Below are 22,363 nucleotides of genomic sequence, written 5' to 3'. Positions count from 1 at the left end.
CCTTAGATCAGTCGATACGCACAGTGACCCGATCAGATTGCCCTTCGGCGTCGACAACCACCAGCGCGGCGTGGCCTGGGCCAGGGTTAGGTATGTCGAATTCGTGATGATACTTGCCTGTTGCGACGGGTGTCCCATTTGCCAGCACAGAAAAAGGGCCGACCCCACCACGCAGCTTTATGGTCAAGGCAGTTCCGTCAGTCTCTAGCACAGCATTTTCTGGGGGAAACAAAAGGCGGGGCGCAGATACGTCGTCCTGAAACACAGCCGCGCGCGGGCGAAAGCGCTGCAAGGGTGGTGGCAACTGAGCCGCGCCCACCATCAGGGTCGCAGGTGGGGGCGGGCGCAATGGCGTGAATTCGGGCGTCAGGTGCCCAAACGCCTCGAACAGCAGAGGTGCGGCCAGATCGCCGCCAAACGCACCCGGAACCGGGGTTCCATCGGCACGACCCAACCAGACGCCGATGACATGCTGGCCGTCAAACCCGATAGCCCAGGCATCCCGGTGGCCGTAAGATGTGCCGGTCTTGTAGGCCAGTCCCTTCGATGGCGCGCCTTGTGGCGGTGTCAGACCCGCGAGAATATCACCAATCTGCCAGGCGGATGTGTCTGACAGGATGCGCTCGGTTTGCCCCGGCTGGCTTAAAACCCCGTGGTGCAGCACCGGCCCTTGCCCACCAGCCGCCAATGCGGCGTAGAGTTGGACCAGATCAATCAGGCTCAGCCCGACACCACCCAGCGAGATGGCAAGGCCCGGTCTACCACCCTTAAGTTCAGGATTGGTTCCGGCCTTTCGCAGGGCTGCCATCACGCGGACAGGGCCAAGCTCATGCGTCAGCCGGACAACGGGAATATTAAGCGACATTTGCAGCGCATCACGAACCCGTACCTCGCCCCGGAATACACCGTCGAAATTGCGCGGTGCGTAGCGACCGAACATCACGGGGCTGTCGCTGATCAGAGTTTCGGGATGTACCAGCCCCTGATCAAAGGCAAGCCCGTAAACCAGTGGCTTCAGTGTCGACCCCGGGGAGCGAAGCGCGCGTGTCATGTCCACAAAACCCTGACGGGCATCCCGATATCCGGACGATCCGACGGAGGCCAGAACCTCACCACTGCGGTGATCTGCAACCACAAGTGCCCCGGACACGCTGGACCCGGCGCGCGCAGCTGCTTTAGCAACCAAGGGTTCCAACTGCGCTTGCAGCTGGGCGTCCAAGGTCAGGTCATGCGTTTCGGCTCCAGGCGACTGACGGCGGGCACGTTCGGTCAAATGGGGGGCCAGCCGGGGAAACGGTCTCATCTCCAAGGGAACCGCTTCGGTCAAGGCGCTGCGCAACTCAGGGTCTGACAGGGCGCCGTAGCGGTGCATCCGGCGCAGAACGCGATCGCGCGCGTTACGGGCGGCTTCGCGGTTTCGATCAGGCCTGCGGGCTTCGGGTGACTGCGGCAAGGCGACCAGAAGGGCAGCCTGCGCTGGTGTCAGCCGGTTAGGGTCTTTCCCGAACCACGCGCGCGCGCCCGCGCGAATGCCTTCCAGATTGCCCCCGTACGGTGCATGGGTCAGATACAGGTTCAGGATCTGCTGCTTGTTCAGACGCTGCTCCAGCGCCAAGGCAACTCTCATCTGGCGGATTTTACCGCTCCACCGTCCGGTTGATCCGTCCTCGATTAACCGCGCGACCTGCATCGTCAGGGTCGAGCCCCCGGACACGGCGCGCCCATTCCACAACGTCTGCGTCGCAGCGCGAACCATGGCCAGCGGGTCAACACCGGCATGGGACCAGAACCGCTTATCTTCATACCGTATCAGCATAGCCGCAAAGGCCGGGTCGACCGGACCAGGGCGCATGCGCCAGATCCCATCTTCGACCGGGAAACTGCGCAGAAGTGATCCGTTGCGGTCACGCATCTCGACCGAGGTTTCGGCTAGCACGGGTGGTAACACGGTGGCGTCTATCCAGCTCTCGACCCGATCCCGCGCGAATGCTGACAGGTACAGCACGCCAGCGAGTGCAAGCAAAAGGCGGCTGGATCTAGGCATCGATCCATCCTTCCCACACGCCGGGATAGTGGGTGACGAACCCAGATGGATGGACAGACAAGTCCGCCTGATGATTGGTCGAGCCATATCGGATCAGACCAGGCGATAGCCAAGTATAGACCTGATCGAGCCTTTCCATCGAAGCCAGGTCCGGCTTCAACCAAGCCGCTTTGATGCGGGCGCTTTGGGCCTTAGCGATCTCTTCCCGCCGCAGGGGCAAAAGGTTGGTCGCAGGGGTGAAGCTCAGGTCAAGATCAAGACACTCTGCGTCGCACTCCTGTAACGCATCGTTCAAAGCCCAACCCTGATCGGTGCATCGCAGTCGCAGGGCCACATCGCACCCTTCAACCTCGCCACTGACATCCGCTGACAGGCTGCGCCAGTTCATGGCGCAACGCACGTCATAGGTCAGGATATTGTCAGTGCCATCATCATGCCATGTGGCCTGACCGACCAACATCCAGCCACTGTCGAGCCGCGACAGCGTGCAGCGATCCGTGCCCTGCACGTCCAACCGACGCCAATGGGCAGTGGCTATGGCGGTTCTGCCGGTCACTTCACCACGACCCGGTCCGTATCGGTGCGCGCACGGTTTTGCGGGCGGTACATGTCTTCGACCGACGCCGCCGGGTGATGGAAGTCACCCGGTGTGATCGCGCGGGCTACGTAGGCCAGTGTCACGGTCTCGCGGCCTGACAGATCAACTGCCGCCAGAAACCGATCTGAACGGAATTCCGTGTGTATCGCCTCGGACAGGTTCAGCCAGTCCAGCGATCGGACATCGCCGGACCGCAACAGGCTGGGGTTGTCGATCTCTATCCCTGCCGCCAGCGGATCGTCTATGATCAGTCGTGCGCCACCGTTTTCAAACGGCGTGACGGTCAGAACAGTCACAAAACGATCCCCCGCCGCGAAGGTCGAAGGGTCCAGCGGGTCACCCTCCATCGAATAATACTGGCGTTCGATGGCGTAACCGGTGCCGCCAGCCTCGGGTGGCACATCGGGAATACCGGTGACAGTCAGGGTGATATCGGTGGGTTGGCCGTCTGTGGCTGTGATGTTCAGTTCTTCATCTTGACCCGTCTCCAGAACCTCAACGAACGGGCCTGAGACAGGCGCACCATTGACCAATAGGCCTGCGCCGTCCGGATCGGTGATCAGTGCATGCGCGGCCAGCAGCGACCAAGCGGCTTCTTGTGTCGAACGGTGGGACCGCCCGGCGCTGACCCGTTGGATCAGGGCGCTGCGATCAACGGCTTCGCTGCCCGCATCCACGGCCAATGTCAGCAAACCGGCCGCGTCTCGTAAGGTGCTGCCGTAATCTGCGCGCCAATATGTTTGGCTTTGTGCCGGTCGCTGGGCCAGCATTTGCGCGGCGCGGGCAAACATCGCATCGGCGCGGGTCTGATCCCCATAAGATGCCAGCGCAGCGCCAAGCTGTGCCGCAGCCAGAGGCGTGTCGAATGCCTCGCCTTTGACATCGGCATAATACCTGAGGTCGCCCATCGAGGCTGCACCTTCGCGTGCGAGAACCATCAAGGCATAGGCGATGTCCTGTCCGCCCTCGTCGAAATCCGGGGCATAGTTGATGCGATTGCGCAAGTTATCCATCGCTTGGGCAAAGGCGCGGTCTGGCACGACATATCCTTGCGCGCGCGCGCGCGACAGGAAGTCGGTGACATAGGCGTCCAGCCAGAAGTCACCGCTGCCAGCCCGCCACAGGCCAAAGGCCCCGTTGGCCGCCTGCCTCGTCAGGACGCTGCGGATCGAGTCGGCAATGCGTCGGTCAACCACCGGACCGTCGCCCAACCCCGTAGCCTTTGCGACAGATGACAAATACAGCAGCGGCAGCGCTTGACTGGTGATTTGTTCGGTGCAGCCGTAAGGATAGCGGTTCAGCTGATCCAACAGGCCAGGCGTGTCGAATTTTGCCAGTGCCCCGGCCGATAGAATGGCTTTGGCCGAGCCGGGCTGAAGCCCGTCGAACACATCCTGCGAGAACAGGAAGCTGTCATCCGAGCCGAGCGCAAAACGCCGTGTCAGAGCCACAACTGGATCATTGGCGCGCACCGGCATGCGCAATGTCTGCGACAGGTCGCGGCCATCTGGTGTGGTGATGGACACGTTGATTTCGGGGTCTCCCATTGCGTTGGCGCGGATCGGAACCTCGAACACGGCTTTGCCGCCTTCGTCGAGCGTGAAGGTGGCGGGCGCGGCACCAAGCTCCAGTTCTGAAGAGGTCGCCAGCCCCAGCGTCATCTCACCGGCTGTCCCATCAGCGTGAACGATCTCCAGCAGCATCCGGCTTTGATCACCGGGGGCGAGAAAACGGGGCAGGCTGGCGGTGACCACCACCGGATCGCGCACGATCATGTCCGCCTCGGCCTGTCCGACTGCTGCGCGCGACCATGCGACGGCCATCAGGCGGACAGTGCCGTTGAAGGCGAGAAGGGGGATGTCGATCTCGACCTCGCCGTTCGCGCCAACCTCAACCGGGCCGCTGAACACTGCCATCAGGTCCTGTGTCGGCGGCGGCGACTGCCGGCGCATGCCGCTGTCATTGTCTCCACCAGACCGAACAGTGCCCATTGCACCGTTCATCCCGTCGATCAAACGCCCATAAACATCGCGCAGCTCCACGCCAAGGCGACGCTGGCCAAAATAGTAATTCTGCGGGTCCGGGCTTTCGAACCCGGTCAGATTGAGAATGCCGACATCAACCGCCGCCAGGGTCAGCCAAACAGCATCGCCTTCAGTCGCGTTTTCGACCCTGACAAGGGCTTTTTGTATCTGACGAGGCGTACTGACTTCGGGCACGTCGATGGATACGTCTAGCTTGCGGCCCACCGGATCAACAGCGGTATGGGCCACGCCCATAGCCCGCGCCGGGTTCTGGCCGGCGGCGACGTCCATGGGGCGGATCACCGTCGCGGTGACATAGGCACCTGCACCCCAATCCTGCGTGACCTCAATGGGAATGATGGTCTCGCCCTCTGGCACTTCAACCATCTGGCGGTGGATCAGCCGGTTCGACAGCACGTCGATCTGCGCCACGCCTGCCATGCGGGGTACGATGCGCAGCTGCGCTGTGTCGCCAGCCAGGTAAGTGTCGCGGTCCAGCGACATCTCAAGCCGGTCTGGTGTGGTCGACGCATCGGCCGCCTGAAACCAGCCAGCATAGAAATCAACCGCTGTCTCGGTATAGGTGCCGTCGATACGTTGTACGACCAGCTCGTACCGACCCCAACCGACCGGTTGGGTCAGCGTCAACGGTTCCGAGGTGAAATCGACCTCTCCTGTTGCCACGCGGGTGCGTCTCGTGGTCGGCTCCCAATTCCAGTTGCCATAGAGCTGATACCATTGATAGCGCGTCTCGACCCGGTTCAGCGTCCAGCGCAGGCGCATGGGACTGAGCATAAGATCCGAGGACAGGCCAACAACCTGAAACGCGGCCTCGGTGCCTTCGGGGATCACGTCGTCAAACATCGGTTTGATCCCGATTACTGGTTGGGGCGGTTGCACGGCAGCCGTCAAACGCCGTTCGACCGGGCGGCCCGATCCATCAGCCAGACGTGCGATGACAGTCGCTTCGATAGGTCGTCCGCCTGTCTTCAGTACCGGGATTTCGATTGCAATTGTGGCTTGCCCGGACGCGTCCGTTCGGGCGTCACCGAAATACGTGCTTTTTGTCGAAACCTCGGCATCGTAACGTCCAAAGCGATAACCTTCAAAGCCAGCTACCGTTTCCGACGGGCGCGCGATGACTTGTCCGTCGATCGTCAGATCCGAGCCGGGCGCCCCGAATAGGTAACGAGCGTCGATCTGCAGCGGGGGGCTGTCGCCGGGGCGCAGAGGCGCATCCGGCAGCGACAGTTCGAAATCGATCCGTTCCGGCAGAAAATCTTCAACCAGAACCGACTGACGCGACAGCGCGCCTCCTTTTGGGTCTGACTTGATTTCAATGTTCCAGGTGCCCCGTGGAGCATCAACCGCGACAGGTAGGGCAAAGACGTGACCCCCTGCGACACCCCCGTCTGAAACGAGGCGTCGGTACTCAACCCCATCGGGACGATACAGAATAGCAGTCAGAGGGAGGTCTTCGATGGCTAGTGCTTCATCATTACGGGACAGCGCCGTGATATAGATTGCCTCTCCGGCGCGATAGGCCCCGCGGTCGGTGGTCATGAAAACATCAACCGGACCTGCGGGTGCACGCCCTTCGACGCCGCGATCAGACAGATCAAAGGCGGGGTCGGTCAGGGACAGAAAGCTGAAATCAACCTCGCCGTCCGAGGCCATGACCAAGGCAGGGGCGCTGGCCCCGGTGCCGCGTGTCAGGCCAGGCTCAAACCGGGCGTAGCCTCTGGCATCTGTCTGCGCCGTGGCAATGACCGCGTTGGCATTCGACACCAGCGAGACCTCGATCCCATCACGTGGCTGGGCATCGTGTAGCCCGCGCACCGTGACGTGCAGCCCGTCAGTGCCCAGGGCGGTGCTGATGCCTAGATCGGACAGCACAAACCATTGTGTTGCGCCGGGATCGTCATAGGGGTCTGCGCCGGGCACACGCGCCGTCAGCGCATAGATGCCCGCTGGCTGATCCGCAATCGCATCGGCCATGGGCAAGCGCGCGGCCATGCTCTGGTTCAGCTGGTTTGAAACGTCGGCAGTACCTGTCCAGATATCCTCGGCAATCTCGTCAGAAAATGCACGTTCCTGCCATTCAGAAAGCGGACGGCCAAAGAAGTCCTGTTGGACGGCCCGCAGCAGGTTGCGGTCGCTGACACGTCGCAGGGTCAGGTCCAGTTCAGAGACATTGACCGTTTCCACCGGCAAAGCCGCATCGGCTGACTTTGGCAATACATAACTGCGCCCTGGAAACCGGACCGAGGGTGCGCGATCACGCACGTAGTGGGTTAGCTCCACATTGCGATTCAGCGTTTCGCCGGAGGCCGCTGGCAGGCCCTCGCGCAGGGTCAGGCGATACCGTTGGCCGTGCGCGACACCATCTATGCAAAGCTGAGCGTCATCGACCTGCACAACAAGCCCGTCATCGCCGCGCTGCACAAATGGATCATAGTCGACACCGGCTTGGACCAGCGGTTCAGAGAATTCGACGCAGATCCGGGGTTGGGCCGCGTCGCTTTCAACGGTGCTGTCCATAACACGAAAGCCGTATTTTCCAATCGCGTCATCCAGCGCGGCCAGCACATCTTCGCGCGGTTGCACCTGTTCAGCCAGCCTGAGGACCGAGATCATGTCGCGCCCGCGCTCGACCTCTTCCAGTGCGGTGGCAAGTGTCATCAGGGCAGCAATTTGTGTGCCCGGTGTCTCGGCCCGCAGATATCCGTTCAGCGCAGCATTCATCGCCCGTTGGCGCAGATCGCGTTTTTCGGTCCAGCCAGGTGGGTTCAGGGCCAACAACAGCCGCGCGTATTCGACCCACAGATCTGGCGCGTCGCTCAGAGATACCGCGACGCCCATCCATTGCATCGCCTGCGTCACGTTGCTGGCATTGCGCGCCGCGTCCAGAACCGCATTCAGGTCGCGCCCGCTGGCATTGTGCAAAAAGCCCAGATCGCGAGCCTGTTGTGCTGCGCGATCAAAATCCGCAGCGCTTAAATTGTCTAGCGCAGCTGCGCGCGATTTGGTCAGTGTCAGGGTCTGGTCCGTGGTCGGAACCTTCTGTGCAGACAACGCGCCTTCGTAAGGGTCTTGCCGGGTTACACCGCTTTTGGGAAAGCATGCTTCCGAGCGCGTATTGTAGGTAAACGCCGTACAGCGCGCATTGGCCGAACACGCCCGAATGCAGGATTTTAGATCCGTATCAAACAACGCATCTAGGTCCGAGCCATAGAAATCCTTATCCCGTGTGGTGATGTATCGAAAGTCCGGCGCCACACTTTGCGCCGAAACAGCCGCGGGCAAAATGAAAAGCGAAATTATGTAAGTAATTGAAATCAATACAAAGCGGTGCATGACGCCCTCCTCTTTGCGGTCAGCCTTGCATGTCGCAAGCCCGTTGCGCAACGGCTTAAACACTTTTTCACGGTCTGTCGGGATGCTGGGCGGAAACTGTCCCGGAATTGATCGATATGAGTCTTGCAAGCAAACTGGCACAGGAACGGCGCGCGCGTCTGGCGGCCGAGCGGTTGCTAGATCTGAAACAGGCAGAACTGTCCGCCGCGAACCGCGAATTGGGGCGCTACGCCATGGCGCTGACCAGGCGTATCGACGAAACCCAGGCCGAGGTTGAGACGGTTCGGGGGGAGAACGAAAAGGTCAAATCTGACCTGACCGTTGCCAACGCCAAGATCGAGGTGGCAGAACGTCGCCTTTGGCATTCGATCCAAACCATTCAGGACGGGTTTGCCTTTTTTGACGGTGACAGCAGGCTGATCAGTGCCAACGCGGCCTACCTGAGCGTGTTTGAGGGGTTGGATGACGTCGCGCCGGGTGTGTCTTACTCGCGGATTCTCGAGCTTTTGATGACCGAAGGGATCGTGGATACCGGACCTGAACCGGCTGAGGCATGGCGCGCCAGAATGCAGGATCGGTGGGCGCGCGCAAACCCGCCGCCGGTGGTGATCCAGCTTTGGAACGGGCACTACATTCGCCTCATCGATCAGCGCGGCAGTGGTGGTGACGTCGTGAGCCTGGCGCTCAACATCACCGCCACGGTCCGACACGAGACCGAGCTTAAGGCCGCGCGCGAACGCGCCGAGGCTGCGAACCGGGCAAAATCGGCATTTCTGGCCAATATGAGCCATGAAATACGAACGCCGATGAACGGTATTGTCGGAATGACCGAACTGCTGAGCGAAACGCCTATGGACGAAGAACAGCGGCTGTATGTCAAGACGATCCGCAACTCGGGCGAAGCATTGCTGGTCATCATCAACGATGTTCTGGACTATTCCAAGATCGAGGCTGATAAGCTGACCTTACATCCCGAAAAATTCGATCTGGAACGGTGCATCCTTGAGGTGGCGATGTTGTTGCAGCCCAGTGTGCGGGACAAAGGACTGACGCTGCTGGTGGATTACGATCTGTTCCTGCCGACGTTGTTTGTGGGCGATCCGGGCCGGGTGCGGCAGGTCTTGACTAATCTGGTGGGCAACGCTGTGAAGTTTACCGCCGAAGGCCATGTGCTGATCAGGGTGACTGGTGTGCCGGATGCCAGTGATCAGACCTGTGACATCCATATTGCAATCGAAGACACAGGCATTGGCATCGATGCGGACAAGGTTGGGCACATCTTTGGGGAATTCAATCAGATCGAGGATGAACGCAACCGTCAGTTCGAAGGCACCGGGCTGGGTCTGGCGATCACCAAGCGTCTGATCACGATAATGGGCGGTTCGGTTTGGGTCGAAAGTGAGTCGGGTCAGGGGTCGTGTTTTGGCTTTCGTATGTCTTTGCCGGCTGCCGAAGGCCCGCAGCCTGCGCCGCCGGATCTGGCTGATCGCTTGAAGCACGTCATGGTGGTCGAAGATATGGCTGTCAACCGCGCCATTCTGGCCAAACAGCTGGGTCGTCTTGGAACCGATGTCACGGTCTGCGCGTCAGGGGATGAGGCGCTTGCAAAGCTCGATACTTCGATTGACCTTGTACTTTGCGATCACGACCTGCCGGACATGGATGGGGTCGAGCTGGCAACGCACCTGAAAGAACGGGGCTGGGGCGACCTGCCGGTGGTAGTGATGTCCACCAACCCCGGTGCCATTCACGCCGACCCTGCACGCCATCTGATCGAAGGTGTTTTGCAAAAACCAATCCCCCGGTCCGAGCTGTATTCCCGACTAATGGCCCTTGGAAGCCCGGCGTTGACGTCAGTCGCGTCAACCGGTCCAGAAACCGTCGATGCAGAGCCTGCAGGGCTGCTCAAGGGGCGAAGGCTCATGCGGGTTCTGGCGGCTGAGGACAACCGAACCAATCAGTTGATCCTGAAAAAGATGGTCAAGGATCTGAACATCGACCTGCGCTTTGCCGCCAACGGGATAGAGGCCGTTGATGCCTTTGAGGACTTTGATCCTGATCTGATCTTCATGGACATCTCAATGCCCAAAATGGACGGAAAGCAAGCCACCGGGGAAATTCGTCGGTTCGAGATTGAAACAGGTCGTCATGTCCCGATTGTTGCCCTGACTGCCCATGCGATGACGGGAGACGATCAGGGAATTCTGTCCGCTGGTCTGGATCATTATCTGACCAAGCCGCTGCATAAAAAGCTGATCCATCAAATGATCCTGAAACACTGCCCCCAAAATGCTATTCCAATCATTGCTGAATCAGAACAGGCTGACTAGGCTGAGCACATGTCAAAGGATCGAGGCTTTCGCGCACGCGCCTTGGGCGAGATTGCCATTCGCTGCGCAGATATGAACGCCATGGTTGCGTTTTATGAAACTGTGATTGGTCTGGAACGGCTGCACGGGGACTATAACAGCGCAATCGTGTTTTTTCGCATTGCCGAAGGATTTGGCGGGCATACACAGGTGCTTGCCCTGTTTCACCACTCTGTCTCACTACGCCCCGGTCTGCATCCGTCAGCTACGGCCCGGCCCGTCACAGGCGCTGGCTCAGCGTTGCATCACATAGCACTTTCCCTGCCGTTTGAAGAACAGGATGCCGTGTTGCGCTGGTATGATGAGATCGGACAGCCTTATAGGATCGAGGAGTTCGGCTGGATCGGCTGGCGCGGCATTTTCACCGAAGACCCCGAGGGGAACACAGTTGAACTGGTGGCCTATGACTCTTCGATGTTGGATCAAGCCTGATAGGGTCGCACGAAGACGGGCTTGTCGTTTTCGGACAGGTCCGGGCGATATGCATAGCCCCCGATATCAAAATCAAGCAGCCCTTTTGGATCGGTTAGACGATGCTGGATGACAAAGCGGGCCATGGCCCCACGCGCTTTCTTGGCAAAGAAACTGACAATCTTGGGTCTGCCTGCTTTGTCTTCCATAAAGACCGGCGTTATGGTGCGCAGTTTTAAGGCTTTGGGGTCGACTGCGCCAAAGTATTCCTGACTGGCGCAGTTCACCAATGTTTCGCTGCCCACTTCTTCGGCCTGCACGTTCAGCGCTTTGCTCAGCTGGTCGCGCCAGTATTCGTACAGGTTCTTGCCGCGTCGGGTTTTCAACCTGCTGCCCATCTCCAACCGGTAGGCCTGAATGGCGTCCAAGGGGCGCAAGACGCCATAGAGCCCTGACAGGATGCGCAAATGGTCCTGGGCCCACGCCATTTCATCGGCATCCAGCGACGCGGCCTCAAGACCTTGGTAGGTGTCTCCTGCAAAGGCCAGAGCAGCGGGTCGCGTTTTGTCAGACCCGGGATCATCGGAAAAGGCACGATAGCGATCCCGATTTAGGCGGGCCAGATCATCACTGAGGTCCATCAGCTTTTTAAGATCGCCAAGCGTCAGGTTGCGCGCGGTTTTGGACAAACGGATGGCGTCGTCCTGAAAAGCGGGGTCTGTCGCTGTCACATCTCGCTCTGCCCAGTCCAGCCGCTTGGCCGGGGAAATCACTACCAGCATATCCGCCCTCGTTTTTGCCTGTCAGACCCGTATCTAGCCTGCTGTCTGCAACACGTCCAGAAAGGCCGCGCCAAACCTTTCGTGACGACGGTCGCCCAGAAGTTGTTCCAGTGCACGCGCATCACAGCTGCGCAATTGCGCCACCTTGGCCAGTTGCGCAGCCGAGCAGGTCAGCGGCTTGTCAATCCCGTCCAGACCGCGGGACAATTGGTTCTGTACGGCCAGCAATTGATCATAGATGTCGCCTTGTTCGCGCCCAGCCAGTTTGCGGCGCGCAGGGTGCACGGCCTCAGTTGCTCCAGCGACAACTTCCAGAAACGTATCCCCGTAGCGCTCCAGCTTTTTTGCGCCCACGCCGCCGATCCGGGCCATGTCATCCAGAGTCGTCGGGCGTTTCTCGGCCATTTCGATCAGGGTGCGGTCCGGGAAGATCACATAGGCCGGCACCCGCGCGGCCTCGGCCAGGGCGCGGCGTTTGGCTTTGAGGGCGGACAACATCGGGGCGTCTTCTTCCGAAACCATCATTTTGACGGCTGGGCGCCGCGTGGCTTTGCGCAGCGTGTCCTTCCGCAGGTTGATCTGGGCTTCACCTTTCAGGATCGGCTTTGCCGCTTCGGTCATGCGCAGTGCGCCGTGGCGTTCGGGGTCAGGCCGGACCAGATCATGCCCCATCATCTGCCGAAAGATCGCCTGCCATTGCGGGCGCGACCAGTCCTTGCCAATGCCATACGTGGACAGGGCATCGTGACGACGATCCCGGATTTTGTCCGTTTCATTCGCAAGAAGGATGTCGATCAGGTGGCCTGTGCCAAACCATTCGTCTGTGCGCAAAATCGCAGACAGAGCCATACGGACCGGCGTGGTCCCGTCAAAAACCTCGGGCGGGGTATCGCAGAGATCGCATTTGCCACAGGGTTCAGCCTGTTCGCCAAAGTAGCTCAACAACGCTTTTCGACGGCACTCTAAGGCCTCGGCCAAACCCAGCAGAGCATTCAATCGCGCGTGATCAGCCATGCGACGTTCCGGTGGGGCAAGTCCTTCGTCAATTTGTGTTCGGCGCAGGCGAATGTCGTCGGGACCGAACAAAGTCAGTGTTTCGGCGGGGCCACCGTCGCGGCCCGCGCGGCCGATCTCTTGGTAATAGGCTTCGATGGATTTCGGCAGGTCCGCATGGGCGACCCAGCGTATGTCGGGTTTATCGATCCCCATGCCGAAAGCGACAGTCGCTACAACGATCAAACCGTCCTCGCGGGCAAACCGGGTTTCGACGATGCGGCGATCCTCGGCCTCCATCCCGCCATGATAGTGACACGCGGTGTGACCTTCGGCGCGAAGCGCTTGGGCTAAAACCTCGGTCTTGTTACGAGTGCCACAATAGACAATACCAGATTGAGTTTTACGGGCTTCGGCGAAATCGAGGATCTGCTTTCGCGGCCCATCCTTGGCGGCAAACGCCAGATGGATATTGGGTCGATCGAACCCACGCAGGAACTTGCGCGGGGCAGTGCCGTCGAACAGCTTCTCGACAATCTCGTCCTGTGTCTCTGCATCCGCGGTGGCAGTGAAGGCCGCCAGTGGGACATCCAGCGCGCGTCGCAGCTCTCCGATCCGCAGATAATCGGGTCGGAAATCGTGACCCCATTGGCTGACGCAATGGGCCTCGTCCACGGCGATCAGGCTGACATTGATCCGGCGTAGCATTCCCATCGCGGACCCTGCGGCCAGTCGTTCTGGCGCCATGTATAGCAGCTTGAGCCGACCGGCTTCCAGCGCCTCCCACACGGCATCGGTTTCTTCGGGGGTGTTTCCGGATGTAAGTGCGCCGGCCTCAACCCCGGCCTCTTGCAGCCCGCGCACCTGATCGCGCATCAGGGCGATCAGCGGGGAAATCACCACCGTGACCCCATCGCGTAGCAAGGCAGGCAATTGGAAACACAGGGATTTACCGCCACCCGTAGGCATAATGGCCAGCACGTTTTCGCCCGCCGTCACGGCATCGACGATCTCTTCCTGCCCGGGGCGGAAATCATCGAATCCAAAGACATCTCGCAGCAACGGTGCGGCGTCGAACATGTGCGGGGTTGCCCTGTTTTTAGGTTTGTCTGCTCTTTAGACAGGACAATCACATACTAAGATTCAGTGAACAAGGGGGAATAGGTACGCCTATATCAGCCCAAACAATGTCGGAAGGATGTAGCTTCGGAGCGAGATAATTATGATGAACACGACTAAGGGTGTCAGATCAATGCCGCCCAGGTCTGGCATGACGTTTCGGATCGGGCGATAGATCGGTTCCAACAGCTTGTTCAAACCATACCAGAGTTGCGCAACAAATTGCTGGTTTAGATTCAAAACTTGGAAGTTGATCAGCCAGCTCATGATGACATGAACAATGACAAACCAATAAGCAATGCTCAGAATTAGGTCCAATGGACCGTATATTGCCATCATGTTTGCGAACTCCGATCTTGTTTGGCGAGAGGTAGTTGTTTGTTCGGCAAAGAGCAAGACTGCCGCAACAGAACGCTTGCGAAATGCAGCAAACATTCGTCTTATTAAAACAACAATAAAACAGAGGCAGGTATGGCGGATATTTCCAAGCGCAAGCGCATCTGGGGCTGGTGGTTTTTTGATTGGGCCAGTCAGCCGTATCACACCTTGCTCGTCACATTTGTGTTTGGCCCCTATTTTGCGGGGATTGCTGCCGAGTTTTTCGTAAACTCGGGTCTGGATTCTGATGCCGCAGACGCCCGTGCGCAGACGGTATGGGCCAACTGCATGACCATCATTGGATTGATCATCGCATTTGGCGCGCCGTTGATGGGTGCGATGGCGGATGTATCGGGCCGTCGCATGCCATGGATTTTCGCCTTTTCGGTGATGTACGCGGTGGGCTCAGCTGCATTGTGGTACACGTTGCCGGATGGCTCGAACATGTGGTTGATGTTGTCGGCGTTTGGTCTGGGCTTTGTCGGTGCCGAATATGCGCTGATCTTCATCAATTCGCAGCTTCCGGATCTTGGCGATGACAGCGAAGTGGGTGAGATTTCTGGGTCAGGGTTTGCTTTTGGCTATTTCGGTGGGCTGATCTCGCTTGCCATCATGCTGGCTTTGTTTGTCGAGCAGGCCAATGGCAAGACATTGATCGGGATGGACCCGATGTTTGGTCTGAACGCGGCTGAACGCGAGGGCACCCGCTTTGTCGGGCCCTTTACGGCCGGCTGGTTCATCCTTTTCATGGTTCCCTACTTCCTGTGGGTTCGCGACGATCCCGAACCGGACAAAAAAGGCAGTATCGGCGAGGCATTGCGATTGCTAGGCCATTCCATTTCCGCCTTACGCCACCGGGTCAGCCTTGCCTCTTACCTTGGCTCGTCCATGCTGTATCGCGATGCCTTGAACGGGCTTTATACGTTTGGCGGCGTTTATGCGCGGCTGGTGCTGGAATGGGATCTGATCAAGATCGGTGTGTTTGGCATTGTCAGTGTGCTGGCGGCGGCGGCTTTTGCCTGGATCGGCGGTAAGCTGGACAGGAAGTACGGTCCCAAGCCGGTCATTATCGTGGCCATCTGGGTACTGATTTTCGTCTGCGCGACCATCGTACTGATGGATCGGACACAGATCTATGGCATCACATTGCCCGAAGGATCAGGCCTTCCTGATCTGGTCTTTTTTGGCTGCGGTGTCCTGATCGGTGGCATGGGTGGGATTTTGCAATCGGCCAGCCGCTCGATGATGGTGCGCCACACTGATCCCAAAGCCCCGGTTGAAAGCTTTGGTCTTTACGGGCTTTCAGGCCGCGCCACGGCGTTTGCAGCGCCCATGCTGATCGGGATTGCAACAACTGTAACGGGGAGTGCACGTTTGGGGGTGTCACCCATCGTTCTGTTGTTTATTCTGGGTCTAGTCCTGATGCGCTGGGTCAGACCGGAAGGGGATCAGAGCAGATGATTTTACTACGTTTTTTGGCGATATTGGCCACGATAACTTTGGCAGGCACGGCTGGAGCACAGCCGTTGGCCAAACAGTTGTTCGGGGCCCAAAAGCAAAGCTCACAACAAAAACCGGCCGCGTTCGGCAGTTACTCGCGCGGATGTGCTGCCGGGTCGGTGCAATTGCCCGAGACGGGGCCGACATGGCAAGCTATGCGTTTGTCGCGCAATCGCAATTGGGGACACCCCGAGGCGGTTGATTATGTACAGGACCTCAGCAAGTTTGCCGCCAAACAACCGGGATGGAACGGTCTCTATGTTGGGGATATCAGCCAGCCGCGCGGCGGACCGATGACATCCGGGCACCGCAGTCACCAGTTGGGTTTGGACATCGATATCTGGATGCTGCCGGGCGACAACATGCGCCTGTCACGCAAAGCGCGCGAAAACCTCTCGTCCATTTCTTTGCGCCGGGCCAATGGCGCCTATGTGAACGGCAACTGGACCAAGCAACACCATGCGGTTTTGAAAGAGGCTGCCAAGGATAAGCGCGTGGCACGAATATTCGTATTCCCCGGCGCCAAAGTTCAGATGTGCAATGATGAGAAAGGCAACCGCGCCTATCTGCGCAAGATCAGGCCATGGTGGGGGCACCACTATCACTTCCACGTGCGGCTCAAATGCCCGCGCGGGTCCCGCGGATGCGTGAACCAGGACGCGCCACCCAAAGGGGATGGGTGCGCTGAGGCGCAACAATGGGTGCAAAACATACTGAACCCGCCGCCGCCGGATCCAAACGCGCCAGCGCCCAAGAAGCGCAGGGAATACCGTTTGGCAGATCTGCCCCAGCAATGCGCCGCAGTTTTACAATCCAACTAGTCGCGGCGCTGCTTCTGGCCGGATCGGTTTGGGCCGTTGACGTCAAGATGGCCTCTCATCTGGGCAGCTTTGCATGGCGGCACAATGCCGAATGGTTTGGCGGGTTTTCGGCCATCCATGTCTCGGATGACGGTGGCAGTGCAATCGTTCTGAGCGACCGTGCCACGGTGTTGTCGGTCAGGTTCCAGCGAGACGGGGTCGAGATCAAAGATGTTCAGATCCTTGGTCGATGGCCGGTTCTGTCCAGCACTGGCCGCATCATGCTGGGCTATGCAGGTGATTCCGAAGGCATAGCGGTCGCGCCGGATGGCAGCTTTTTTGTGTCTTTCGAAGGTGTACATCGGGTGGCTTATTACTCAGCACCGGGGACCAATGCGCGGGTCTTACCACGCCCACAGGTGTTTAATGAGCTTGATCGCAATGGCTCGTTCGAAGGCCTAGCGATTGATGGACAGGGGCGCCTTTATACGCTGACCGAGAAAAACAGGACGGTTCAGGGAAACATCCCAGTGTATCGCTGGGACGGACAATCCTGGTCCACACCGTTCGTCCTGCCGCCGCGGGATGGGTTTTTGCCTGTTGCCGCCGATTTTGACCCGGATGGTCGGTTCTATGTTCTGGAGCGTAAGGTCACTCTGACCGGATTCCGCACGCGCTTGCGTCGGTGGCAGATCGAAAGTGATACGCCCGTCGCCGAAGAAACATTGTTTGAGACCGGCACAGGCACACATGACAATCTGGAAGGCCTGTCCGTCTGGCGTGACAATCAGGGGGTCCTGCGCGCAACCATGGTGTCGGATGACAATTTCATTGGCCTGCAGCGGACAGAGATTGTCGAATACGCCTTGCCTGATTGACTTGCCAAACGCATTCCGACCCGCTAGAAGCGCGGCTTGCCTTGGGATGAGCCCTTGGCCAAGTCGCCGCTACCTTGTCAAAACGGGCATCAAAATATGCAACGCGCTTACATTCCCGGCATTATTGCCATGGCCACCATTGTTGTGGCCTCGAACTTTCTGGTCCAGTTCCTGATCCTTGACGGGCTGTTGACCTGGGGAGCTTTCACCTATCCGCTGGCCTTTCTGGTCACCGACATCATGAACCGCGTCTATGGCGTGGGTCCGGCCCGCAAGGTCGTGTTCGCCGGGTTTGTCACCGGTATCATCTGCTCGCTGATTGGCAGCCAGATCATGTTGCAAGGTGATGGGTTCACCTATGCCGCCGTGCCGCTGCGGATCGCCGTCGCGTCCGGTACCGCCTTTCTGATCGCTCAGTTGACCGATGTCACCGTGTTTAATTCGCTGCGTGGTGGCCGTTGGTGGCGGGCGCCGCTGGTGTCGACCCTCGTAGGATCGGCGCTCGATACGGCGATCTTTTTCACCATCGCCTTCTCGGCGTCGGTTGCGATCTTTGGTGCCAATGCAGACGCCGCGATCAGCTGGGCGTGGGAGCCTGTGCCCTTCATGCTGTCCGGTCCGATGGCCCCGCTTTGGGTGACCTTGGCGTTCGCTGACTGGCTGGTGAAACTGTCGCTGGCGCTGATCGCGTTGATCCCATTCAAGGTGATTGTTGCAAGAATGACCGCGCAGCCCGCGTAAAAAAACGCTTTGAGAATGGCACAACTTGTGGCACGCTTCTTTTCAACCGCAACAGATAGAAAAGGAGGTGATCCAGTGTCGAGAAAGAGATTGGAGAGAGGTGTCGGAACAACCGGGGGGATCGCCTGTTAGGGCAGCCCTTGGCGGAGCGCTCGCTCCGGCTGGTCGATTGATCTAACCGACCCAACCTCCTGAACTTTCGAAGGGCCGTCCCGCAGGGGCGGCCCTTTTTGTTTCTGGCCAGCGCCTATAAGGTTCGCAGTATGTTGCGCATCAATGATGATATCGCTTTACAAGACTGGGAACTGACGGAGAGCTTTGTCCGCTCTTCGGGGCCCGGGGGGCAAAACGTCAACAAAGTCTCAACGGCGGTTGAGCTGCGCTTTGAGGCTGCGCGTTCTCCTTCTTTGCCTGATCCCATCAAGGCGCGATTGAAGCGGCTTGCCGGGCGGCGTTGGACCAAAGAAGGCGCGATCATCATCCAGTGTGAAGAGACGCGGTCGCAGGCGCGCAACCGCGAAATCGCACGCACGCGCCTGACCGAACTGATCGCCCGAGCATTGGTCAAACCCAAGCGGCGTATTGCGACCAAACCCACCTACGGTTCCGTCAAACGTCGGTTGGCAACAAAAAAAGCGCGATCAGACGTCAAAGCCTTGCGCGGCAAGGTGGCCGAAGATTGATCTGGTAACTTCTTCGGGCGTTGCTACTCTGCTTCTCAAAGGCGTCAGGGAGGCAAAGCCATGAGGTTGGAGGGAAAAACCGCGATCGTAACAGGCGGCGCATCCGGTTTTGGTGCAGGCATCGTTCAAAAATTCCTGGCCGAAGGGGCCCGTGTCATGATTGCCGACATTAATGAGGATGCGGCCAGAGATATGGCGGATCAGCTTGGCGTGAATGCAGTTGCCCAAGCGGTCGATGTGGCCGATGCGACCTCGGTTCAAACCATGGCTGATGAAGCTCTTGGCCGTTTCGGACACCTCGATATTCTGGTGAACAATGCGGGGGTCACGCATCTTCCCACCCCGCTGGAGGATGTCAGCGAAGAGGATTTTGACCGCGTCTTCGCCGTGAATATGAAATCGGTTTACCTCACGGCGCGGGCATTGGTGCCGCATATGAAGTCTCGCAGCGCCGGGGCCATTCTGAATGTGGCGTCTACCGCCGGTCTGTCCCCGCGCCCGAGCCTGAACTGGTACAACGCCTCCAAAGGCTGGATGATCACCGCGACCAAAACAATGGCCGTGGAACTGGCCCCGTCTGGTGTTCGTGTGAACGCGATCTGCCCGGTGGCAGGCGAAACGCCTTTGCTGAAGTCATTCATGGGGGAAGACACACCCGAGATACGGGCCAAATTCCTGTCCACTATTCCACTGGGCCGTTTTTCAACACCCGAAGACATGGCCAATTCCGCCTGTTTTCTATGCTCGGACGAGGCCAGTATGATCACGGGCACCGCGCTGGAAGTGGATGGTGGACGGTGCATCTGATTTGAACAAACGGACGACACTCCTATGACACCCGGACCCCGAAATCTGATCACCGATGTGCCTGGCCTGAAGGTTGGGAATGCAAAGGATGACGCGCTGAAATCCGGTGTCACTGTTCTGACCGCTGATCAGTCCTTCGCTGCGTCTGTTCACGTGATGGGGGGCGCCCCTGGCACGCGGGAAACCGATCTGCTGGCGCCAGATAAATTTGTTACACAAATCGATGCAATCGCCCTGTCAGGTGGGTCCGCTTTCGGGCTGGACGCCTGTTCCGGGGTGTCAGACGCGCTGCGATCGCGGGGCCGAGGCTACCCGGTCGGTAACACCCGGGTGCCAATCGTACCCGGCGCAATTCTGTTCGACTTGCTGAACGGAGGAGACAAGGATTGGGATGAAAACCCCTATCGTGCCTTGGGACGTGCCGCATTTGAAAACGCCACAGACACCTTTACTTTGGGCACTGCGGGTGCGGGAACCGGGGCCTTGGCGGCGATGCAGAAGGGCGGGCTTGGATCAGCTTCGCTGATGCTGGACACCGGTGTCACCGTGGGTGCACTGGTTGCCGCCAATCCGTTGGGCAGTGTGACAACACCCAGCGACCGCCACTTTTGGGCTGCGCCGTTTGAGATTGGTGGCGAGTTTGGCGGGTTGGGGCCCGATCCCTCAACCGGGTTGGGGCAGCCTTTGGTCAGTCGCAAGGCCTTGGCAATGCGACCCGCTGCTCCGGACAAAGCCAACACGACCATTGCAATCGTCGCAACCGACGCCGCCCTTTCAAAACCGCAGTGCTACCGGCTTGCGGTGGCGGCGCATGACGGTATCGCCCGTGCCATCCTTCCTGCGCATACTCCGGGCGATGGTGACCTGGTGTTTGGCATTAGTAGGGGTGCCCGACCGTTGGAAACCGAGGCAGAATTGGGCGCGATTGGACATGCGGCATCGCTGTGTCTATCGCGGGCCATTGCAAGGGCTGTCTATCTTGCCTCGCCCGCAAAGGGCGATCTTTTGCCGTGTTGGTCTAGGTTACATGACATAAGTTAAGGACGATGCCTAAACGGCAGTGACACAGTGTCCTCGCGCGGCAATCTGCGCGTTGACTCTCACCTGCACCAGCGGTCCATTCGGTGCAGCCAAATGTATCGGAGCAAAAAGCAATGAATCGCATCCTCGCTACCGCAATTGTCGGCCTTTTGGCCGTACCTGCCTACGCCGAAGGCGACGCAGAAGCCGGAAAAAAAACGTTCAACAAATGCAAATCCTGTCACATGATTGCTGACCCAGCCGGCGAAACGATTGTCAAAGGCGGAAAGACCGGCCCGAACTTGTATGGAATCGCAGGTCGCACCGCCGGAACCTACGAAGGGTTCAAATATGGCGACAGCATTGTTGCCGCAGGCGAAAACGGTCTGGTCTGGGACGAAGCAACATTTGTTGCATACTCACAGGATCCCAAAGCCTTTCTGAAAGATTACCTTGGGGAGACTTCGGCCAAGTCCAAAATGACCTTCAAACTGAAAAAAGGCGGTGAAGACGTTTACGCCTATATCGTAAGCGTGTCTGGTGAGTAACGCCTGATTGCCGCCGCGTGATACAATGAACGAAAGGCCGCAGCCCCTGCGGCCTTTCGTGCGATTGATAACCAGTTGGATCCTCGTCACTTTGGGAACAAGTGATGTGGGCTGCAATGGTGGTCGCGTCACAACGCCAAGCCGATCGGGCCGCAGCTAATATTAGAACCCCGTCGGGAAGGCGGATCGGCAGCAGGAGACGACAGATGGGAATCATGATCCCGGCTTGGGTTGATGGTGAATTGGCCCCCGTGGACAAGCTTGAGGCGCACGAAAAGGGGCTCAAGCACAAGGCGGTGTCCGTCTTCGTCGTACGGGGAACCGAGATTTTGCTACAGCGCCGTGCGATGGGAAAATACCATACGCCGGGTCTTTGGGCGAATACCTGTTGCACTCATCCGGACTGGAACGAAAAGTCATCGGTCTGTGCTGTGCGCCGCTTGCGCGAGGAACTCGGGATTACTGGTCTTTATCCGGAATATCGCCATCGGTTGGAATACCACGCCGACGTCGGCAACAATATGGTCGAAAACGAAGTGGTCGACGTGTTCCTGGCCCATGTACGTGGACCGCTGAAGATCGAGCCTAATCCGGACGAAGTCTTGGATATTCGCTGGATCGACTATCACGATCTGCTGGCCGAAGTGCAGCGGCACCCTGATCGTTTCACCCCGTGGCTCAAGATCTATCTGCACAACCACGCAGACACGATTTTTGGTCCGGACCTGATCATTTCGGCTAAATCCTGACACCCAAGGCGAAACCCTGCCTTGCATGGTCGGGGCAAGCCGCCTAAATCAACGCGTCATGGCCAAGCAAAAGACAGACCCGAATTACAAAGTGATTGCCGAAAACCGGCGTGCCCGCTTCGATTACGCAATCGAAGAGGATATCGAGTGCGGCATCATGCTGGAAGGGTCCGAGGTCAAGTCGCTGCGCTCAGGTGGCTCGAACATCGCCGAAAGCTATGCATCGGTTGATGACGGAGAGTTGTGGCTCGTCAACAGCTACATCGCGCCATACGATCAGGCAAAATCATTCAAACACGAAGAGCGTCGCCGCCGCAAACTGTTGGTCTCGCGCAAGGAATTGTCGAACCTGTGGAACGCGACCCAGCGCAAGGGCATGACGCTGGTACCGCTGGTTCTGTATTTCAATCACAAAGGTCTGGCCAAGATTAAGATCGGCATTGCCAAGGGCAAGAAGACCCATGACAAGCGTGAAACTCAAGCCAAGCGGGATTGGTCACGCCAGAAACAGCGGCTTCTGAAAGATCACAGTTAAAACGGTTCAGTTTTTTCCTAACCAACC

At 58.7% G+C, this 22,363-nt stretch carries 18 protein-coding genes; 12 read left to right on the top strand and 6 right to left on the bottom strand.

What is annotated here, in order from left to right; all coding sequences use genetic code 11:
- Positions 1–7: 7 nt before the first annotated feature.
- Genes pbpC through Q1B13_RS08245 form a run of 3 tightly spaced genes read right to left on the bottom strand, consistent with a single transcriptional unit; the run spans position 8 to position 8,023 of the window.
- Entirely contained in the window at positions 8–2,044 is a 2,037-nt protein-coding gene (gene pbpC / locus Q1B13_RS08255) for a penicillin-binding protein 1C (RefSeq protein WP_299079341.1), read from the bottom strand.
- Positions 2,037–2,600, bottom strand: coding sequence for a putative glycolipid-binding domain-containing protein (locus Q1B13_RS08250; RefSeq protein WP_299079338.1), 564 nt, complete (start codon positions 2,598–2,600; stop codon positions 2,037–2,039). Before Q1B13_RS08250 ends, pbpC begins: the two co-directional genes overlap by 8 nt.
- Entirely contained in the window at positions 2,597–8,023 is a 5,427-nt protein-coding gene (locus Q1B13_RS08245; protein ID WP_299079336.1) for an alpha-2-macroglobulin family protein, read from the bottom strand. The genes Q1B13_RS08250 and Q1B13_RS08245 overlap by 4 nt, the downstream gene beginning before the upstream one ends.
- Positions 8,024–8,139: 116 nt before the next feature.
- Here Q1B13_RS08245 and Q1B13_RS08240 point away from each other — a divergent pair, with 116 nt between their 5' ends.
- Both Q1B13_RS08240 and Q1B13_RS08235 read left to right on the top strand, forming a co-directional pair.
- Positions 8,140–10,353: a response regulator gene (locus Q1B13_RS08240; RefSeq protein ID WP_299079333.1), complete on the top strand. Its 2,214-nt coding sequence runs from the start codon at positions 8,140–8,142 to the stop codon at positions 10,351–10,353.
- Positions 10,354–10,362: 9 nt separating this feature from the next.
- The gene (locus Q1B13_RS08235) at positions 10,363–10,824 is read left to right on the top strand and encodes a VOC family protein (protein ID WP_299079331.1); all 462 of its coding nucleotides are present in this window, start codon (positions 10,363–10,365) and stop codon (positions 10,822–10,824) included.
- Here Q1B13_RS08235 and yaaA read toward each other — a convergent pair.
- From yaaA to Q1B13_RS08220, 3 genes are all read right to left on the bottom strand, one after another.
- Complete coding sequence (gene yaaA / locus Q1B13_RS08230) at positions 10,815–11,585, bottom strand: peroxide stress protein YaaA (RefSeq protein ID WP_299079328.1); 771 nt, start codon at positions 11,583–11,585, stop codon at positions 10,815–10,817. The two genes, Q1B13_RS08235 and yaaA, sit on opposite strands and share 10 nt — an antisense overlap.
- A 33-nt stretch (positions 11,586–11,618) precedes the next feature.
- Positions 11,619–13,658 (bottom strand): DNA helicase RecQ, encoded by a 2,040-nt coding sequence (gene recQ / locus Q1B13_RS08225; RefSeq protein ID WP_299079325.1) that lies wholly within the window; start codon positions 13,656–13,658, stop codon positions 11,619–11,621.
- A 90-nt stretch (positions 13,659–13,748) separates the two neighbouring features.
- Positions 13,749–14,033, bottom strand: a complete 285-nt coding sequence (locus Q1B13_RS08220; protein WP_367180703.1) for a YggT family protein — start codon at positions 14,031–14,033, stop codon at positions 13,749–13,751.
- A 135-nt stretch (positions 14,034–14,168) separates the two neighbouring features.
- On the opposite strand from Q1B13_RS08220, the gene Q1B13_RS08215 reads away from it, so the two are divergent.
- The 10 genes from Q1B13_RS08215 to smpB all read left to right on the top strand — a co-directional run bounded on the left by Q1B13_RS08215 (position 14,169) and on the right by smpB (position 22,336).
- A complete protein-coding gene (locus Q1B13_RS08215; RefSeq protein WP_299079323.1) occupies positions 14,169–15,536 on the top strand; it encodes an MFS transporter in 1,368 nt (455 codons plus the stop codon).
- A complete protein-coding gene (gene mepA / locus Q1B13_RS08210; RefSeq protein WP_299079321.1) occupies positions 15,533–16,396 on the top strand; it encodes a penicillin-insensitive murein endopeptidase in 864 nt (287 codons plus the stop codon). Before Q1B13_RS08215 ends, mepA begins: the two co-directional genes overlap by 4 nt.
- Positions 16,369–17,253 (top strand): esterase-like activity of phytase family protein, encoded by an 885-nt coding sequence (locus Q1B13_RS08205; protein WP_299079319.1) that lies wholly within the window; start codon positions 16,369–16,371, stop codon positions 17,251–17,253. Before mepA ends, Q1B13_RS08205 begins: the two co-directional genes overlap by 28 nt.
- 96 nt (positions 17,254–17,349) lie before the next feature.
- Positions 17,350–17,994: a queuosine precursor transporter gene (locus tag Q1B13_RS08200; protein ID WP_299079316.1), complete on the top strand. Its 645-nt coding sequence runs from the start codon at positions 17,350–17,352 to the stop codon at positions 17,992–17,994.
- A 263-nt stretch (positions 17,995–18,257) separates the two neighbouring features.
- On the top strand, positions 18,258–18,677 hold the full coding sequence (gene arfB, locus Q1B13_RS08195) for an alternative ribosome rescue aminoacyl-tRNA hydrolase ArfB (RefSeq protein ID WP_299079313.1): 420 nt from the start codon (positions 18,258–18,260) through the stop codon (positions 18,675–18,677).
- A gap of 60 nt (positions 18,678–18,737) precedes the next feature.
- Positions 18,738–19,484, top strand: a complete 747-nt coding sequence (locus Q1B13_RS08190) for an SDR family oxidoreductase (RefSeq protein ID WP_299079310.1) — start codon at positions 18,738–18,740, stop codon at positions 19,482–19,484.
- Positions 19,485–19,508: 24 nt separating this feature from the next.
- Complete coding sequence (locus tag Q1B13_RS08185; RefSeq protein ID WP_299079307.1) at positions 19,509–20,525, top strand: P1 family peptidase; 1,017 nt, start codon at positions 19,509–19,511, stop codon at positions 20,523–20,525.
- A 113-nt stretch (positions 20,526–20,638) separates the two neighbouring features.
- A complete protein-coding gene (locus Q1B13_RS08180; RefSeq protein ID WP_298934220.1) occupies positions 20,639–21,052 on the top strand; it encodes a c-type cytochrome in 414 nt (137 codons plus the stop codon).
- Positions 21,053–21,258: 206 nt separating this feature from the next.
- A complete protein-coding gene (locus Q1B13_RS08175) occupies positions 21,259–21,801 on the top strand; it encodes an isopentenyl-diphosphate delta-isomerase (RefSeq protein WP_299079304.1) in 543 nt (180 codons plus the stop codon).
- 58 nt (positions 21,802–21,859) lie between these two features.
- Positions 21,860–22,336 carry an SsrA-binding protein SmpB gene (gene smpB, locus Q1B13_RS08170; protein ID WP_299079301.1) on the top strand — a complete coding sequence of 159 codons (477 nt, stop codon included), beginning with the start codon at positions 21,860–21,862 and terminating at the stop codon, positions 22,334–22,336.
- Positions 22,337–22,363: the final 27 nt, after the last annotated feature.

The sequence above is a fragment of the uncultured Ruegeria sp. genome (assembly GCF_947489545.1).
In the GTDB taxonomy this organism is placed as follows: Bacteria; Pseudomonadota; Alphaproteobacteria; order Rhodobacterales; family Rhodobacteraceae; genus Ruegeria.
This window is presented reverse-complemented; position numbering and strand designations above follow the sequence as displayed.